Raw genomic sequence first — 15,128 nt, forward strand, 5'->3', positions numbered from 1 at the left:
AGACCATGAGCGAAAACAACAACAAAATGACTCAAGCGATGCACCGACGGGACTTCCTCAAACACAGCGCGGTAGCGGGCGCGGTGGCCGCGGCGTTTTCCATGGGCCTGCCATTACACGCCTTCGCCGAAGACGCGGCGCCCAAGCCGGGCGGTGTATTGCGCCTGGGCCTGGCCGGCGGCAGCACCACCGATTCGCGTGACCCAGGCTCCTGGGTCGACACATTTACCTTCGTCGGCTTCTCGGCGGTGTACAACACGCTGACTGAGATCGCCGTCGACGGCACTGCGATCCCCGAACTGGCCGAGCGCTTTGAATCCACCCCGGATGCGCGTGTGTGGACCTTCCACTTGCGCCAGGGGGTGACCTTCCACAATGGCAAAAGCCTGACCGCCGACGACGTGGTGGTATCGATCAACCATCACTTGAGCAAGGATTCCACCTCGGCGGCCAAGACCGTGCTCGGTGATGTCGCCAGCGTCAGCGCCAAGGGCAGTGACGCGGTGGTGTTCGAGCTGCATTCGGGCAATGCGGATTTTGCCTATGTGGTCGCCGATTACCACTTGGTGATCATGCCCGCCAAAGACGGCGCTGCCGATTGGCAGGCCGGCGTGGGCACCAGCGGCTACCGCCTGAAAAGTTTCGAGCCCGGCGTGCGCATGGACCTGGAACGCAACCCCGATTACTGGAAACCCGGCCGCGCGCACTTCGCCAGTGCCGAGCTGCTGGCCATCGCCGATGGCGCCGCACGGGTCAATGCGCTGGTCACCGGGCAGGTGGATGTGATCAATAAGGTTGATCTGAAAACCGTGGCCCTGCTCAAACGCAACCCAGGCTTGGTGATTGAGGAAACCAAGGGCGCCCAGCACTACACCTTCCCGATGCTGTGCGACAGCAACGAATTCAAGAACAACGACATTCGCATGGCGATGAAACACGCGATCAATCGCGACACCTTGTTGGCTTCGGTGCTGCATGGCTATGGCCTGGTCGGCAACGACCACCCGATCCAGCCGGGCAGCCGCTTTATCAACGCGGCGCTGGAGCAGCGCGCGTATGACCCGGACAAGTCGCGTTTCTACCTGCGCAAGGCGGGTGTGGACTCGCTCAAGGTGCGCCTGCAAGCCTCTGACGCCGCCTACACCGGCGCGGTCGACGCCTCGGTGCTGTTCAAGGAACAGGCGCGCCAGGCCGGTATCGACATTGACGTGGTGCGCGAGCCGGCCGACGGCTACTTCTCCAATGTGTGGATGAAGCAGCCGTTCACCACCTCGTTCTGGTACAGCAGCCTGACCGCCGACCGCATGTTCAGCATCGGCTACGCCAAAGGCGCGGCCTGGAACGAAACCCACTGGGACAACGCGCGCTTCAATCAACTGCTCACCGCCGCCCGTGGCGAGATGAACGCGCCGTTGCGCCAGGAGATGTACAACGAAATGCAGGCCCTGTGCCGTGACGATGGCGGCGCGATTGTGCCGCTGTTCGCCAGCTCCGTGGCGGCGCGTTCGAACCGCGTCAGCCATGGGCCGCTGACCGCGCCTTATGGTGAGCTGGATGGGTTGCGGTTGATTGAGCGCTGGTGGCAGGCCTAGGCCCCCCAAACAATGAAGATCAACATGTGGGAGCGGGCTTGCTCGCGAAGGCAGTGTGTCAGTCAACACATGCATCAACTGACCGTCCGCTTTCGCGAGCAAGCCCGCTCCCACAGGGGATTTGTGGTGGTTTCTGCAGGAGCAATGCGCCAATGAATAGTTTGTTGAAACTAATCCTCCAACGCCTCGCCCTCGGCCTGTTGTCGCTGTTCGCCGTCTCGGTCATCATCTTCCTCGCCGTGGGCATGCTGCCCGGCGACATCGCCCAGGCCATGCTCGGCCAGTCCGCCACGCCGGAAACCGTGGCGGCGTTTCGCGCGCAGCTGGGTCTGGACTTGCCGCCGTTCACGCGCTTTGCGCAATGGCTGCTGCGCCTGCTGCACGGCGACCTTGGCGCTTCACTGGCCAACCAGCGTCCCATCGTCGAGCTGATCGGTGCGCGCCTGGGCAATACGCTGAGCCTGGCCGCCCTGGCGGCGGTGGTCTCGGTGCCCACCGCGCTGGTGCTGGGCATGTTGGCGGCGCTGTACCGCAACAGCTGGTTCGATCGCCTGCTCAACACTACGGCCTTGAGTGCCGTGTCGTTCCCGGAGTTCTTTGTCGCCTACCTGCTGATCCTGGTGTTCTCGGTAAAACTCGGTTGGTTTCCCAGCCTGTCCAACCTGGCGCCGGACGCGTCATTCGGCACAATCCTGGAACGCTCGGTATTGCCGGTGGCGACGCTGAGCCTGGTGGTGATCGCGCAGATGATGCGCATGACCCGCGCCGCTCTGATCAATTTGCTGGCCAGCCCCTACATCGAAATGGCCCGGCTCAAGGGCATCAGCCAGTCGCGGATTATCTGGCGGCACGCGTTGCCCAACGCGCTGGCGCCCATCGTCAATGTGGTCGCGCTGAACCTGGCGTACCTGGTGGTGGGCGTGGTGGTGGTCGAGGTGGTGTTTGTCTACCCAGGCTTGGGCCAGTTGTTGGTGGACTCGGTGGCCAAGCGCGATATCCCGGTGGTGCAGGCGTGCAGCCTGATTTTTGCCGCCACCTACATCCTGCTCAATACCGGGGCGGACGTGCTGTCCATCGCCAGCAACCCACGCTTGATGCATCCGAAGGGGTAGACCATGAGCCTGTTGAGCCACCTGGCCAGGGCGCCGTTGAGCGCCAAGTTCGGCCTGCTGATCATTGTTTTGTACATCGCGGTGGCGCTGTTTGCGCCGCTGCTGGCGCCCTATGGCGAAACCCAGGTGGTGGGCGAGGGCTTCGCGCCCTGGAGCGGCCAGTTCCTGCTAGGCACCGATAACCTGGGGCGCGACATGTTCAGCCGCCTCGTCTACGGCGCGCGCAATACCTTGGGCATCGCCTTCCTGACGACCACGCTGGCGTTTGTGCTCGGTGGTTTGAGCGGCCTGGTCGCGGCGATCAAGGGCGGCTGGGTCGACCAGGGCATGTCGCGGGTGGTGGATATTCTGATGGCGATCCCGCAGCTGATCTTTGCCTTGCTGATCCTCAGCGTGGTGGGCACCAACGCCACCTCATTGGTACTGGTGATTGCGCTGCTGGATTCGACGCGGGTGTTTCGCTTGTCTCGCGCGGTGGCGATGACCGTGGTGGTGCAAGACTTCGTCGAAGCCGCACGCCTGCGCGGCGAAGGCCTGTGGTGGCTGGTCACCCGCGAAGTGCTGCCCAACGCCGCTGCGCCATTGATTGCCGAGTTCGGCCTGCGCTTTTGCTTTGTGTTCCTGTTTATCAGCGCGTTGTCGTTTTTAGGCCTGGGCATTCAACCGCCCACCGCCGACTGGGGCAGCATGGTGCGCGACAACGCGGTGTTGATCACCTTCGGCGATATCAGCCCGTTGCTGCCGGCCCTGGCCGTGGCGTTGATTACCGTCAGTGTGAATTTTGTCGTCGACTGGATGCTGCATAAATCCAGCGGCCTGAAGGAGTGTTGAGGATGGACACGCCATTGCTGGAAATTCGCAACCTGCAGGTCGAAGGGCATTACGAAGACGCTTGGCACCCGCTGATCAACGGTATCGACCTGACCTTGCAGCGCGGCGAGGTACTGGGACTGATCGGCGAGTCGGGCGCGGGCAAGTCCACCCTCGGCCTGGCAGCGATGGGTTATGCGCGCGACGGTTGCCGCATTGTCGGCGGCTCGGTGTGTTTTGACGGCATTCAGTTGCTGCAGGCCAAGCCTGAGGCCTTGCGCAAGTTGCGCGGCCTGCGCATTGCGTATGTCGCGCAAAGCGCGGCGGCGTCGTTCAACCCGGCGCACCGACTGATCGACCAGCATGTGGAAACTGCGGTGATCAACGGCGGTATCAGCCGCGCCCAGGCCGAGCGCGAAGCCGTGGAGTTGTACCGCGTGCTGCGCCTGCCCAGCCCCGAAACCATTGGCCAACGCTACCCGCATCAAGTCTCGGGCGGGCAGTTGCAGCGGGTGATGACGGCGATGGCCATGGCCTGCCACCCGGACCTGATTATCTTTGACGAGCCCACTACCGCTCTCGACGTCACCACCCAGATCGAAGTGCTGGCGGCGATACGCGATGCGGTGAAAACCTTCGCCAGCGCCGCGCTGTACATCAGCCATGATTTGGCGGTGGTAGCGCAGATGGCCGACCGCATCATGGTGCTGCGCCACGGCAAGCTGGTGGAAGAAGCTGACACTCGCAGCATGCTCAGCCAGCCGCAGCAGGACTACACCAAATCGCTGTGGGCGGTGCGCAGTTTTCGCACCGAGCCCAAGGCTTGCCCGACCCAGGCCGTGCCGCTGCTGGAGGTGCGCCAGGTGTGTGCCCGTTACGGGCATCAACCGGTGCTGCATGAGGTATCGATGCAGTTGCATCGCGGCCAGACCCTGGCGGTGATCGGTGAGTCCGGCAGCGGCAAAAGCTCCACTGCGCGCTTGATTACCGGGCTGCTGCCGGCCACGGCGGGGCAGGTGTTGTATGACGGCGAGGCGTTGCCGGTGGACTTCCGGCGGCGCAGCAAGGAGCAGTTGCGGCGTATCCAGATGATCTACCAGATCCCTGACACGGCGCTGAACCCGCGCCAGCGTATCGTCGACATCATCGGCCGGCCGCTGACGTTTTACCTGGGCCTAAAGGGCAAGGCGATGCGCGCGCGGGTCGCCGAATTGCTGGAGATGATCGAGCTGGACCCGGCAGTGTTCATGGAGCGCCAACCGCGCGAGCTGTCCGGCGGGCAGAAGCAGCGCATCTGCATCGCCCGTGCCTTGGCGGCCGACCCGCAACTGATCATCTGCGACGAAGTCACCTCGGCCCTCGATCAACTGGTGGCCGAGGGTGTGCTGAAGTTGCTCAACCGCATTCAGCAGCAACTGGGCGTGGCCTACCTGTTTATCACCCACGACGTCGCCACCGTGCGCGCGATTGCCGATGAGGTGGTGGTGATGCAGCGGGGCAGGGTGGTCGACCAGGGCCGCCGCAGCGCGATTTTTACCCCGCCGTACCAGGACTACACCGGCCTGCTGTTTTCATCGGAACCGGAAATGGACCCGGACTGGCTCGATCATTTGCTGGCCCAACGGGCGGCGCCCACCGTTTGAGGAATTCACATGAAGGTTTTGATTGTTCACGCGCACCCTGAGCCACAGTCCTTCACTGCCGCCCTGCGCGATCAGGCGGTCACCACGTTGCAGGCGCAGGGGCACCAGGTGCAGGTGAGTGACTTGTACGCCATGCAGTGGAACCCGGTGGCGTCGGCGGCGGATTTTTCCACGCGGGAGAACCCCGAGTATCTGGTGTATGCGCTGGAGCAGCGCCTGGGGGTAAAGAAGCAGTCGATCGCGGCGGATATCCAGGCCGAGTTGGACAAGCTGCTGTGGGCCGATTTGTTGATTCTCAACTTCCCGATTTTCTGGTTCTCGGCGCCGGCCATGCTCAAGGGCTGGATTGATCGGGTGCTGGTGTCGGGTGTGTGTTACGGCGGCAAGCGTTTTTACGATCAGGGCGGCTTGGCGGGCAAGCGTGCACTGGTCACGGTGACGCTGGGCGGGCGTGAGCATATATTCGGCGAGGGTGCGATTCATGGGCCGTTGGAGGACATGTTGCGACCGATTCTGCGCGGCACGTTGGCGTATGTCGGCTATGAAGTATTGGCGCCGTTTGTGGCGTGGCATGTGCCGTATATCAGTGATGCGGCGCGGCGGGAGTTTCTGTTGGGGTATGCGCGGCGGCTCAAAGGGCTGGCGGAGGAACAGCCCTTGGTGTTTCCGAAATTGGCACAATTCGATGAGGCGCTATACCCACTTTCTTGAGCCAGATGGCGATCAAATGTGGGAGCGGGCTTGCTCGCGAATGCGGTCTATCAGTGCCAGATTTTCTGACTGATCCACCGCTTTCGCGAGCAAGCCCGCTCCCACATTTTTGATCTCCATGGTGCAGTGGGTTTACCGCTGTTGGCGCAACCGCTCCGCCGCACTGCGCAGCAACTGTTCGGTGCCATCCCAGCCCAGGCAACCATCGGTCACCGACACGCCGTATTTCATGGACGCGCCCAGGGGTTGGCAGCCCTCGAACAAGTGGCTTTCAATCATCATGCCGACCAGCGAAGTGTCGCCCTGCAGGCGCTGTTCCAGTACGTCATTGAACACCGCCGGTTGACGCAGCGGGTCTTTGCCGCTGTTGGCGTGGCTGCAATCAACCATGATCCGCGCCGCCACTTTGGACTTGGCCAGGTCCAGCTTCACCTGCGCCACGCTCTGCGCATCGTAGTTCGGCCCACGGTGACCGCCGCGCAGCACCAGGTGGGTGTCGGGGTTGCCCGGGGTCTGGATGATCGCCGGGTGGCCCTGGCTGTCGACGCCGAAGTGGCGGTGCGGGTGGGAGGCCGAGCGCATCGCGTCACAGGCAATCGCGACGCCGCCGTCGGTGCCATTCTTGAAGCCGACGGGCATGCCCAGGCCGCTGGCCATTTCGCGGTGGATCTGCGATTCGGTGGTGCGTGCGCCGATGGCGACCCAGCTGAGCAGGTCATCGAAGTAGCCGGAGGCCATGGGTTGCAGCAGCTCGGTGGCGACCGGCAGGCCCAGGCGCAGCATTTCGCGCATCAACTCGCGGGACAGGGTGAGGCCTGCGGCCATGTCATCGCTGCCGTCCAGGTGCGGGTCGTAGGCCAGGCCTTTCCAACCGATGGTGGTGCGCGGTTTTTCGACGTAGGCGCGGATTACCAGCAGCATCTGGTCGCTGACTTCAAGCGCCAGCTTCTTCAGGTTGCGCGCGTATTCCATGGCCGATTCGGGGTCGTGGATCGAGCACGGGCCGACAATCACCAGCAAACGGGAGTCTTCACCGTTGAGGATGGCGCGCACGGCTTGGCGATGGGCGTGGATCTGCTCGTGGAGGAACGGGCTGAGGGGCAACTGATGCTTGAGCTCAAGGGAGCTGGGCAAGCGCTGGGTCAGCGCTTCATTGGCGCTGGAGAGGTTGGCAACAGGCAAAGCGGCGGTGGCGGAGTTCATATTCAAGGCTTCCTGGGCAAGCGGCGGGCTGTTCCCGCGCGCTTTGCCCTACTGGGGTGTTCGACAATTGGCCGTAGTGGCTACGTGTGTTGGCTTGCCACCGATAGGTGACCGATCGGAGGCGGCAGGCTGTCCCGAACGGAGCTTGCTAAATCGCCATGCAGTGCAAGTGTCGTAGCGGTAATAGGTGGCGTAGTTCATGTCGTGTGTCCTTTAAGTGTTCTTCAAAAGTTGATGGAGGCCTGAAAAAACAAAACCCCCGGTCGGGGAGCCGACCGGGGGTTAGATTTCTCTGGTAGGCGACCCCTTGAGTAGTGGGCGCCGATTTCAGGTATCAGGCGCGCCAGTGGCTAAACCAATACCCAAAATAAAAGCTGACCAGTGCGCTCGAACCGTTCACGCGGGTAGCCGACACCGAGCGCGAGGCGCTGGCAGCAGGGCAAACCTGAGTGTGGGTGAGTTGCAACATGGTGTGTCTCCAAATGATGGGCTGAGCTTACTAGAGGCGCAGGGTTGGATTCAATCAGTAATTTCTATCGCATGAGCCACTTACGGCTATGGGGCGAGTGCCGATATGCTGGTAACACTTTGATAATGATTGCCTGGACGCGACCATGACTGCCTTGACCCTTGCTGCCGCTCAAACCCTCTCCAGCGCAGGCGACGTGCCAGCCAATATCCAGCAGCACCTGGCATTTATGCAGGCCGCGGCGGAGCACGGTGTGCAGTTGCTGGTGTTTCCGGAGCTGTCGTTAACCGGGTATGAACCCGCGTTGGCGGCCGGTTTGGCAATAGCGCCGGATGACGCCGTGCTGACGCCGTTGCGCGAGAGAGCGCAAGCGCTGCGGTTGACGGCGGTGGTGGGGATGCCGATTCGCCTGGCACCGGAAACGGGTGTGTTGATCGGCGCACTGGTGTTGGGGGCGGACGGCTCGTTGGCGGTCTATACCAAGCAGCATCTGCACCCCGGCGAAGACGTGGCATTTATCCCGGGGCAGGGTGGTGCCGCACTCGAGTGGGGTGAAGATCGTATTGCTCTGGCGGTATGCGCTGACTTTTCCCATGCCAGTCATCCGCGGGCTGCGGCAGAGTCGGGAGCTAACGTCTATGCCGCCGGGGTGCTGATCAGCGAGGGTGGCTACGCCACTGACGCCGCATTGCTCGAGGGCTACGCCATTGAACATGGAATGCTCGTGCTGATGGCCAATCACGGTGGGCCATCGGGCGGCTGGACCTGTGCAGGGCGCAGCGCGATTTGGGGGGCGCAGGGTTTGATCAGCGCGGCACCGGGTGTTGGCGGCGCACTGGTCATCGCTCAGCGTGAGGGCGGGCGCTGGACTGGACGGCAAGTGGCAATCTGAATCGGAGGCAGCAGGCAATGACCTTTCACTTGCGCGCAGCGACGGACCAGGACTGTTCGTTTGCACGCGTCCTTACCCGTCAGTCGATGGATCGCTATTACGAGCACTACGGGTTCATATGGTCCAACGACGGCTTTGATACCGCCTGGGCGGGTCGAGAAAGCTGGATGATCTGCCGCGACGATAAGGTCATCGGTTTTATCAGCCTGAGCTACGACGACGATGCGCTGTTTATTCGCGAACTGCACTTGATCGAAGCGAGTCGCGGGCAAGGCGCCGGCAGCTGGGTGTTGGAGCAGATGGTGCTGAAGGCGCGTACGCAGGGGCTGGGGTTTTTGCGCCTGACCGTGTTCAAGATCAACCCGGCCAGAAACCTCTACCTGAGGCATGGGCTAAGCATTGTCCAGGAAGAGAACTGCTTTTTGTGTATGGAGCGTGCGTGTGGCGCGGATTCATCGGACGATTAACAGGCACGCTGTACGAATAAGCGCATACTGCTGTCAGTAAACCGCTTGCGTATCGCGGCTTTGAGCAACGGGCTCATCCACGATAATCCCATCTTTCATGCCCAGCAGGACCGCCACCTTATGGGCTTCTCCGCGCCGTCCTTTTTTACGCCCAGCGAGCACTTGATACGTCGTGGCCGGATCAACGCCGTGTTCCCGGGCAAACGCTTGAACTGACTTGCCTTGATGTTCCAACCAAGCCTTGGCTTGTGCAGCAGTGCGAATACCGGGCATAGTTCAAAACCGTTCAAGTTTGTGTAAAACGAGATGAGTGTGTCACCTCTTGGGGTGTGCCAGATAGGATCATACATCCAAATGAGTGGAATCGGTTCGCGTTTAAGGCAGGAAAGAGAGCGTCTTGGCCTGTCGCAGAAAATGTTTGGTGAAATCGGCGGCGTTGAAGCAAACGCCCAAGGCAAGTACGAGAGCGGTGGCCGCGCGCCCAAGGCGGATTATCTGTCACGCGTTGCCGAGCGCGGTGTCGATGTTTTATACGTGCTCACGGGCAGCCCCACGCCCATCCAGTTGGAAAACCTGAGCCAGCTGGAAGAGAAAATCCTGGAAAACTACCGGGCGATGTTCAAGGAGGATCAGGACGCTATCCGTCGACTCACCTCCTCACTGGCTGAACACTCCGTGTCGCAGAACGGAAAACATAAGCCATCTTCCGCGCAAAGCTGACCTTTTACTCAATAAAATCGGCTGTCTGCCGCAGGGCGGACGCCGATAGTGTGCGTTAACTCTATATATATGACGCTTGCAGCTAGGTCTGCGCCCTGGTTTTTTGCTAAGGTGTTCAGCAACCTATAAGACCATATCGCGAGGTGTCTGCTTGATTAGGGTGCTAGTAGTCGATGATCACGATCTCGTTCGTACAGGCATTACACGAATGCTGGCTGACATCGATGGCCTGCAAGTAGTCGGTCAGGCCGAATCGGGGGAGGAATCCCTGATCAAGGCCCGGGAGTTGAAACCCGATGTGGTTTTGATGGACGTCAAGATGCCTGGGATCGGCGGTCTTGGTGCCACTACCAAATTGTTGCGCAGCCATCCGGACATAAAAGTCGTGGTCGTCACTGTGTGCGAGGAAGACCCGTTTCCGACGCGGCTGCTACAGGCTGGCGCGGCCGGTTACTTGACCAAGGGCGCAGGCCTGGCGGAGATGGTGCAAGCCATTCGCCTGGTGTTTGCCGGGCAGCGTTATATCAGCCCGCAGATCGCCCAACAGTTGGCGATCAAGTCGTTCCAGCCCACCAGTGACTCGCCATTTGATGCGCTGTCGGAACGGGAAATCCAGATTGCCTTGATGATCGTCGGTTGCCAGAAGGTGCAGACGATCTCCGACAAGCTCTGCCTGTCGCCCAAGACCGTCAACACCTACCGCTATCGCATTTTCGAGAAGCTCGCCATCAGCAGTGATGTTGAATTGACCCTGCTCGCGGTGCGCCACGGCATGGTGGACGCCAGCGCCTGACATGACCACACCGTTTGATCCAAGTGCCTTTCTCTCAACCTGCAGTGGCCGCCCCGGCGTGTACCGCATGTTCGACAGCGAGGCGCGCCTGCTTTACGTGGGCAAAGCCAAGAACCTGAAGAACCGCCTGGCGAGCTACTTTCGCAAGACCGGGCTGGCGCCCAAGACCGCCGCCCTGGTGGCGCGTATCGCCCAAGTCGAAACCACCATCACCGCCAATGAAACCGAAGCGCTGCTGCTTGAGCAGACGCTGATCAAGGAATGGCGGCCGCCCTACAACATCCTGCTGCGTGACGATAAATCCTACCCCTACGTGTTTTTATCCGACGGCAACTTCCCACGGCTGAGTATTCACCGTGGCGCGAAGAAGCAGAAGGGCAAGTATTTCGGCCCGTACCCCAGCGCCGGCGCGATCCGCGAGAGTTTAAGCCTGCTGCAAAAAACCTTTTTTGTGCGCCAGTGCGAAGACAGCTTCTACAAGAACCGCACGCGGCCCTGCCTGCAATACCAGATCAAACGTTGCAAGGCACCGTGCGTGGGGTTGGTCGAGCCGGCGGAATACGCCGAGGATGTACGCCATTCGGTGATGTTTCTCGAAGGTCGCAGCAATGCACTCACCGACGAGCTTTCCGGCGCGATGGAGCAGGCTGCCAGTACGCTGGATTTCGAGCGCGCTGCCGAGCTGCGTGACCAGATCTCCCTGCTGCGCCGCGTCCAGGACCAGCAAAGCATGGAGGGCGGCACCGGCGATGTCGATGTGATCGCCGCCTTCGTCAACCCAGGCGGCGCCTGTGTGCACCTGATCAGCGTGCGCGGCGGGCGAGTGCTGGGCAGCAAGAACTTTTTCCCACAGACCGGGATCGACGAGGAGGTGGCCGAAGTCATGGCCGCTTTCCTTGGCCAGTACTATGTCAGCAGCCCCGAGCGCGATTTGCCGTCGGAGTTGATCGTTAACGTGGTGCACGAAGACTTTCCCACACTGATCGAAGCGATTCACGAGTTGCGCGGGCGCGAGCTGGACATCAGCCACCGCGTACGCGGCACCCGTGCGCGCTGGCAGCAGTTGGCGGTGACGAATGCCGAACAGGCCTTGAGCGCGCGCCTGGCCAATCGGCAGCATGTGGCCGCACGCTTTGACGCTCTGGCTGAAGTCCTCAACCTGGACGAGCCGCCGCAGCGCCTTGAGTGCTACGACATCAGCCACTCCAGCGGCGAAGCCACCGTGGCGTCCTGCGTGGTGTTCGGGCCGGAAGGGCCGATCAAATCCGACTACCGGCGCTACAACATCGAAGGCGTCACCGCTGGCGATGACTACGCCGCCATGCACCAGGCCCTTACGCGGCGCTTCAGCAAGTTGAAGGACGGCGAGGGCAAGCTGCCGGATATCCTCCTGGTGGACGGCGGCAAGGGCCAGCTGTCCATGGCCCGCGACGTGCTCAACGAGCTGGCGGTGCCCGACCTGATCCTGCTCGGCGTGGCCAAGGGCGCCACGCGCAAGGCCGGTTTCGAGACGTTGTACTTGAATGATGCCGCCCATGAGTTCACTTTGAAGGGCGATTCACCCGCACTGCACCTGATTCAACAGATCCGCGACGAAGCCCACCGTTTTGCCATCACCGGCCACCGTGCCCGCCGTGGTAAAACCCGACGAACCTCAACCCTGGAAGGGGTGGCAGGCGTCGGGCCGACACGCCGTCGCGACCTGCTTAAACATTTTGGTGGCTTGCAAGAGCTATCCCGTGCCAGCATTGACGAAATAGCCAAAGCACCCGGTATCAGTAAAAAGCTCGCTGAGTTGATTTATGCGAATCTGCACAGCGAATAGAATGCCTTTCCACCTCGTAGCCAGTTGTGCCGATGAATATCCCTAATCTGATCACCGTTCTACGCGTCCTGCTTATCCCGATTTTTATTTTGCTGTTTTATTTGCCTTATGAATGGAGCTACGCGGCCTCAAGTTCGGTGTTTGCCTTCGCGGCCGCCACCGACTGGCTCGACGGCTACCTGGCGCGCCGCCTGGAACAAAGCACGCCGTTTGGTGCGTTCCTGGACCCGGTGGCCGACAAACTCATGGTGGCCGTCGCCCTGGTCCTGCTGGTGCAGGAACACGGCAACCTGTGGCTGACCCTGCCGGCCGCGGTGATCATCGGCCGCGAGATCGTCGTTTCGGCCCTGCGCGAATGGATGGCCGAAATCGGCGCCCGCGCCCACGTGGCGGTCTCCAACATGGGCAAATGGAAAACCGCCGCGCAAATGCTCGCGCTGGTCATCCTGCTGGCCAACCCGTCGGACTTCTCTTTCTGGGTCCTGCTGGGCTACGCCTTGCTGCTGATCGCCGCCGGCCTGACCTTGTGGTCCATGCTCCAGTATTTGCGCGCCGCCTGGCCTCACCTGCGCACCACCGTTGAAAAGAAATAAAACTTTTTTGAATCAAGGGGTTGACGGGGGTTCTGGATTCTATAGAATGCACACCACCAAGACGCGGGAATAGCTCAGTTGGTAGAGCACGACCTTGCCAAGGTCGGGGTCGCGAGTTCGAGTCTCGTTTCCCGCTCCAAACACAAAGAAAAAGCCACTCTAACGAGTGGCTTTTTTTTGCCTGGAATTTACTCATGCGTCGGCGCTTGGCCAGCCATTTGTCGTGCCTGGCCAAGCTCTGTCCAGGGCCTGGGAGAGCCCGACATCTGCGAGAAGGCGGTTTTTCACGGCAAAGCACATCCCGCCGACGTACAGGACCACCGTCAACATACTTGCAGCCTGCAGGCTCAAGCCCAGCAGGGCTCAGGGCTTGCCTTGGCGCTGGCCAAGAAAGGCGCTGCCAAGGGCGGCGAGGAAAAAGCCCGCGCCGAACGTCAGGATCCGCGCACCCACTGCCGCTGGGCCGAGCTGGAAGCCCGACTGCAGATAGTCGGCGTAACGTAATGGGTACTGTTACGTCCTGCCTGAGCTAGAACTCGGTCACAACCGTTACGCCGGCCGTCTCGAAGCGATCCATGTTCATCAGCGCGTCGATGGACTGCTCCAGGCTGATGGTTTTACCCACGAGTTTTTCCGGGGCGAGTTTTCCGCAGGTGATCATCTGGACCATGGCGTCATAACGATGGGCTTGCATTCCGTGGCTTCCGTAGATCTCAAGCTCGTGCGCGATGACTTTGCTCATGGGGATCGCCGGTGTGGCGTGGTCGGCGAGCATCAGGCCTACCTGGACGTGTTTGCCTCGACGGCGCAGGTTGTTGATGGAGTTGAAGCACGTGGTGGGATGGCCCAGTGCATCCAGTGAGACGTGGGCGCCACCCTGGGTGATTTCCAGCACGGCTTCGGTGACGTCCGCAACGGCTTGTGCGTTCACTGTTGCAACGGCACCGAGCGAGCGCGCCAGTTCGAGTTTTTCCTGGGAAATATCGATGGCGATGACGTTCGCGCCGAGGGCGTTGGCGATCATCACTGCGGACAGGCCGACGCCTCCGCAGCCGTGCACCGCAACCCACTGTCCGGCGCTGACTTTGCCTTGGTCAACGACGGCGCGGAATGAAGTGGCGAAGCGACAACCCAGGCTTGCAGCGGTGGCAAAGTCCATGCTCTCAGGGAGTGCCACGACGTTCAAGTCGGCCTGATGGATACCGACGTATTCAGCAAACGAACCCCAGTGGGTGAAGCCCGGTTGAAACTGCGTATTGCAGACCTGCTGGTTACCGCTGTTGCACTCGGGACACGCGCCACACCCGCCGACGAAGGGCACCGTCACGCGGTCGCCGACCTTCCACCGGGTAATGTCGCGGCCAACCTCGACCACTATGCCGGCAAGCTCATGCCCGGGAACATGCGGCAGCTGGATGTCCGGATCATGGCCCTTCCAGCCGTGCCAGTCGCTGCGGCAAACCCCAGTGCCCCTCACCTGTATCACCACACCGTGACGCTCCGGCGTCGGGTCTTCGACGTCCATCACGCGCGGCGGTTTGGAAAAGGCTTCGTAGACAACTGCTTTCATGAAAGTAACCTCTACCTGAATAGACACGGCGCTGTATTCGATGGCTTTCTTGCGCGGGGCTAGTCGAATCAGCGGTGATCAATTATGTGCGAATGGGTTGAAATTGCTTTTCAGATTGCGATTGATAGTTTGCGCCAAATGAAATTAATCTCCGTGAGCTGGCACATAATTGAAAGGATCAACCATGCTCGAGCGTTTGGATAAGGTGGACATTGCAATATCAGAGCGACTGCAGCGAGATGGGCGACTGTCGAATGTCAAATTGGCGGAGCAACTTTGCCTCAGCGAAGCATCCTGTTGGCGTAAACAAAAGCGCCTTGAGGAATGCGGGGTGATTGAGGGGTATCAAGCTATCCTGAATCGCAGAAAGCTGGGCCTGGGGGTGATGGCTTTTGTTCAGATTTCCTGCAGTGATCACAGTGAAGAGGCCACGGAACAGTTTGAAAAAATCATAGCCTCGGCGCCTCAGGTACTCAGTTGTCACAACACAACGGGCGAGGCGGATTTTTTACTTCAAGTCGTCGCCAGGGATTTGGACAGTTACAGCAGATTCGTCGAAAAGGTGCTGAGAAAGCTCCCGGGCGTTTTGAGTATCCGCTCGAACCTGTCGTTACGAGAAATGAAGACCACGCAGCGTTTTCCGCTGGCCGAACTCCTGAGTATCTGAGGGCCTGCGGCGCCCGGCCTCGCCTGCGCGCGCAGCCATAAGACTCGACAGATAAATACCC

The 15,128-nt window shown here is 60.8% G+C and carries 16 protein-coding genes and 1 tRNA gene; 14 read left to right on the forward strand and 3 right to left on the reverse strand.

Annotated elements, in window-relative coordinates; all coding sequences use genetic code 11:
• The first annotated feature begins 5 nt into the window (after positions 1-5).
• From HX783_RS17225 to HX783_RS17245, 5 genes are all read left to right on the forward strand, one after another.
• Positions 6-1,592 carry an ABC transporter substrate-binding protein gene (locus tag HX783_RS17225; protein WP_177017678.1) on the forward strand — a complete coding sequence of 529 codons (1,587 nt, stop codon included), beginning with the start codon at positions 6-8 and terminating at the stop codon, positions 1,590-1,592.
• Between the two features lie 152 nt (positions 1,593-1,744).
• Positions 1,745-2,704 carry an ABC transporter permease gene (locus HX783_RS17230; RefSeq protein WP_177017679.1) on the forward strand — a complete coding sequence of 320 codons (960 nt, stop codon included), beginning with the start codon at positions 1,745-1,747 and terminating at the stop codon, positions 2,702-2,704.
• Between the two features lie 3 nt (positions 2,705-2,707).
• Positions 2,708-3,535, forward strand: coding sequence for an ABC transporter permease (locus tag HX783_RS17235; protein ID WP_177017680.1), 828 nt, complete (start codon positions 2,708-2,710; stop codon positions 3,533-3,535).
• Positions 3,536-3,537: 2 nt separating this feature from the next.
• Positions 3,538-5,157, forward strand: coding sequence for an ABC transporter ATP-binding protein (locus HX783_RS17240; protein ID WP_177017681.1), 1,620 nt, complete (start codon positions 3,538-3,540; stop codon positions 5,155-5,157).
• 9 nt (positions 5,158-5,166) lie between these two features.
• Positions 5,167-5,868, forward strand: a complete 702-nt coding sequence (locus HX783_RS17245) for an NAD(P)H-dependent oxidoreductase (RefSeq protein ID WP_177017682.1) — start codon at positions 5,167-5,169, stop codon at positions 5,866-5,868.
• Positions 5,869-6,000: 132 nt separating this feature from the next.
• On the opposite strand, the gene HX783_RS17250 is transcribed toward HX783_RS17245, so the two are convergent.
• Positions 6,001-7,071 (reverse strand): 3-deoxy-7-phosphoheptulonate synthase, encoded by a 1,071-nt coding sequence (locus HX783_RS17250; protein WP_177017683.1) that lies wholly within the window; start codon positions 7,069-7,071, stop codon positions 6,001-6,003.
• A 614-nt stretch (positions 7,072-7,685) separates the two neighbouring features.
• On the opposite strand from HX783_RS17250, the gene HX783_RS17255 reads away from it, so the two are divergent.
• Together HX783_RS17255 and HX783_RS17260 are read left to right on the forward strand one after the other, a co-directional pair.
• A complete protein-coding gene (locus HX783_RS17255) occupies positions 7,686-8,432 on the forward strand; it encodes a carbon-nitrogen hydrolase family protein (RefSeq protein ID WP_177017684.1) in 747 nt (248 codons plus the stop codon).
• A gap of 17 nt (positions 8,433-8,449) precedes the next feature.
• Positions 8,450-8,899: a GNAT family N-acetyltransferase gene (locus tag HX783_RS17260; RefSeq protein ID WP_177017685.1), complete on the forward strand. Its 450-nt coding sequence runs from the start codon at positions 8,450-8,452 to the stop codon at positions 8,897-8,899.
• A gap of 33 nt (positions 8,900-8,932) precedes the next feature.
• Here the strand turns inward: HX783_RS17260 and HX783_RS17265 are convergent, their stop codons facing one another.
• Positions 8,933-9,172 carry a DNA-binding protein gene (locus tag HX783_RS17265; protein WP_159955364.1) on the reverse strand — a complete coding sequence of 80 codons (240 nt, stop codon included), beginning with the start codon at positions 9,170-9,172 and terminating at the stop codon, positions 8,933-8,935.
• 81 nt (positions 9,173-9,253) lie between these two features.
• On the opposite strand from HX783_RS17265, the gene HX783_RS17270 reads away from it, so the two are divergent.
• The 6 genes from HX783_RS17270 to HX783_RS30015 all read left to right on the forward strand — a co-directional run bounded on the left by HX783_RS17270 (position 9,254) and on the right by HX783_RS30015 (position 13,334).
• Positions 9,254-9,619, forward strand: a complete 366-nt coding sequence (locus HX783_RS17270) for a helix-turn-helix domain-containing protein (RefSeq protein ID WP_177017686.1) — start codon at positions 9,254-9,256, stop codon at positions 9,617-9,619.
• A 151-nt stretch (positions 9,620-9,770) separates the two neighbouring features.
• Complete coding sequence (uvrY, locus tag HX783_RS17275; RefSeq protein WP_003190387.1) at positions 9,771-10,412, forward strand: UvrY/SirA/GacA family response regulator transcription factor; 642 nt, start codon at positions 9,771-9,773, stop codon at positions 10,410-10,412.
• Between the two features lies 1 nt (position 10,413).
• Complete coding sequence (gene uvrC, locus HX783_RS17280; RefSeq protein WP_177017687.1) at positions 10,414-12,237, forward strand: excinuclease ABC subunit UvrC; 1,824 nt, start codon at positions 10,414-10,416, stop codon at positions 12,235-12,237.
• A 32-nt stretch (positions 12,238-12,269) separates the two neighbouring features.
• Positions 12,270-12,830: a CDP-diacylglycerol--glycerol-3-phosphate 3-phosphatidyltransferase gene (gene pgsA / locus HX783_RS17285; RefSeq protein WP_016968866.1), complete on the forward strand. Its 561-nt coding sequence runs from the start codon at positions 12,270-12,272 to the stop codon at positions 12,828-12,830.
• Positions 12,831-12,893: 63 nt separating this feature from the next.
• Positions 12,894-12,969, forward strand: a tRNA-Gly gene (locus HX783_RS17290).
• A gap of 236 nt (positions 12,970-13,205) precedes the next feature.
• The gene (locus tag HX783_RS30015; RefSeq protein WP_256347202.1) at positions 13,206-13,334 is read left to right on the forward strand and encodes a hypothetical protein; all 129 of its coding nucleotides are present in this window, start codon (positions 13,206-13,208) and stop codon (positions 13,332-13,334) included.
• A gap of 25 nt (positions 13,335-13,359) precedes the next feature.
• Here HX783_RS30015 and HX783_RS17295 read toward each other — a convergent pair whose 3' ends face one another.
• The gene (locus HX783_RS17295; protein WP_177017688.1) at positions 13,360-14,400 is read right to left on the reverse strand and encodes a zinc-dependent alcohol dehydrogenase family protein; all 1,041 of its coding nucleotides are present in this window, start codon (positions 14,398-14,400) and stop codon (positions 13,360-13,362) included.
• A gap of 184 nt (positions 14,401-14,584) precedes the next feature.
• Between HX783_RS17295 and HX783_RS17300 the strand changes: the two genes are divergently transcribed.
• The gene (locus HX783_RS17300; RefSeq protein ID WP_177017689.1) at positions 14,585-15,067 is read left to right on the forward strand and encodes an Lrp/AsnC family transcriptional regulator; all 483 of its coding nucleotides are present in this window, start codon (positions 14,585-14,587) and stop codon (positions 15,065-15,067) included.
• Positions 15,068-15,128: the final 61 nt, after the last annotated feature.

This window comes from Pseudomonas sp. D2002, assembly GCF_013385735.1.
GTDB lineage: Bacteria > Pseudomonadota > Gammaproteobacteria > Pseudomonadales > Pseudomonadaceae > Aquipseudomonas.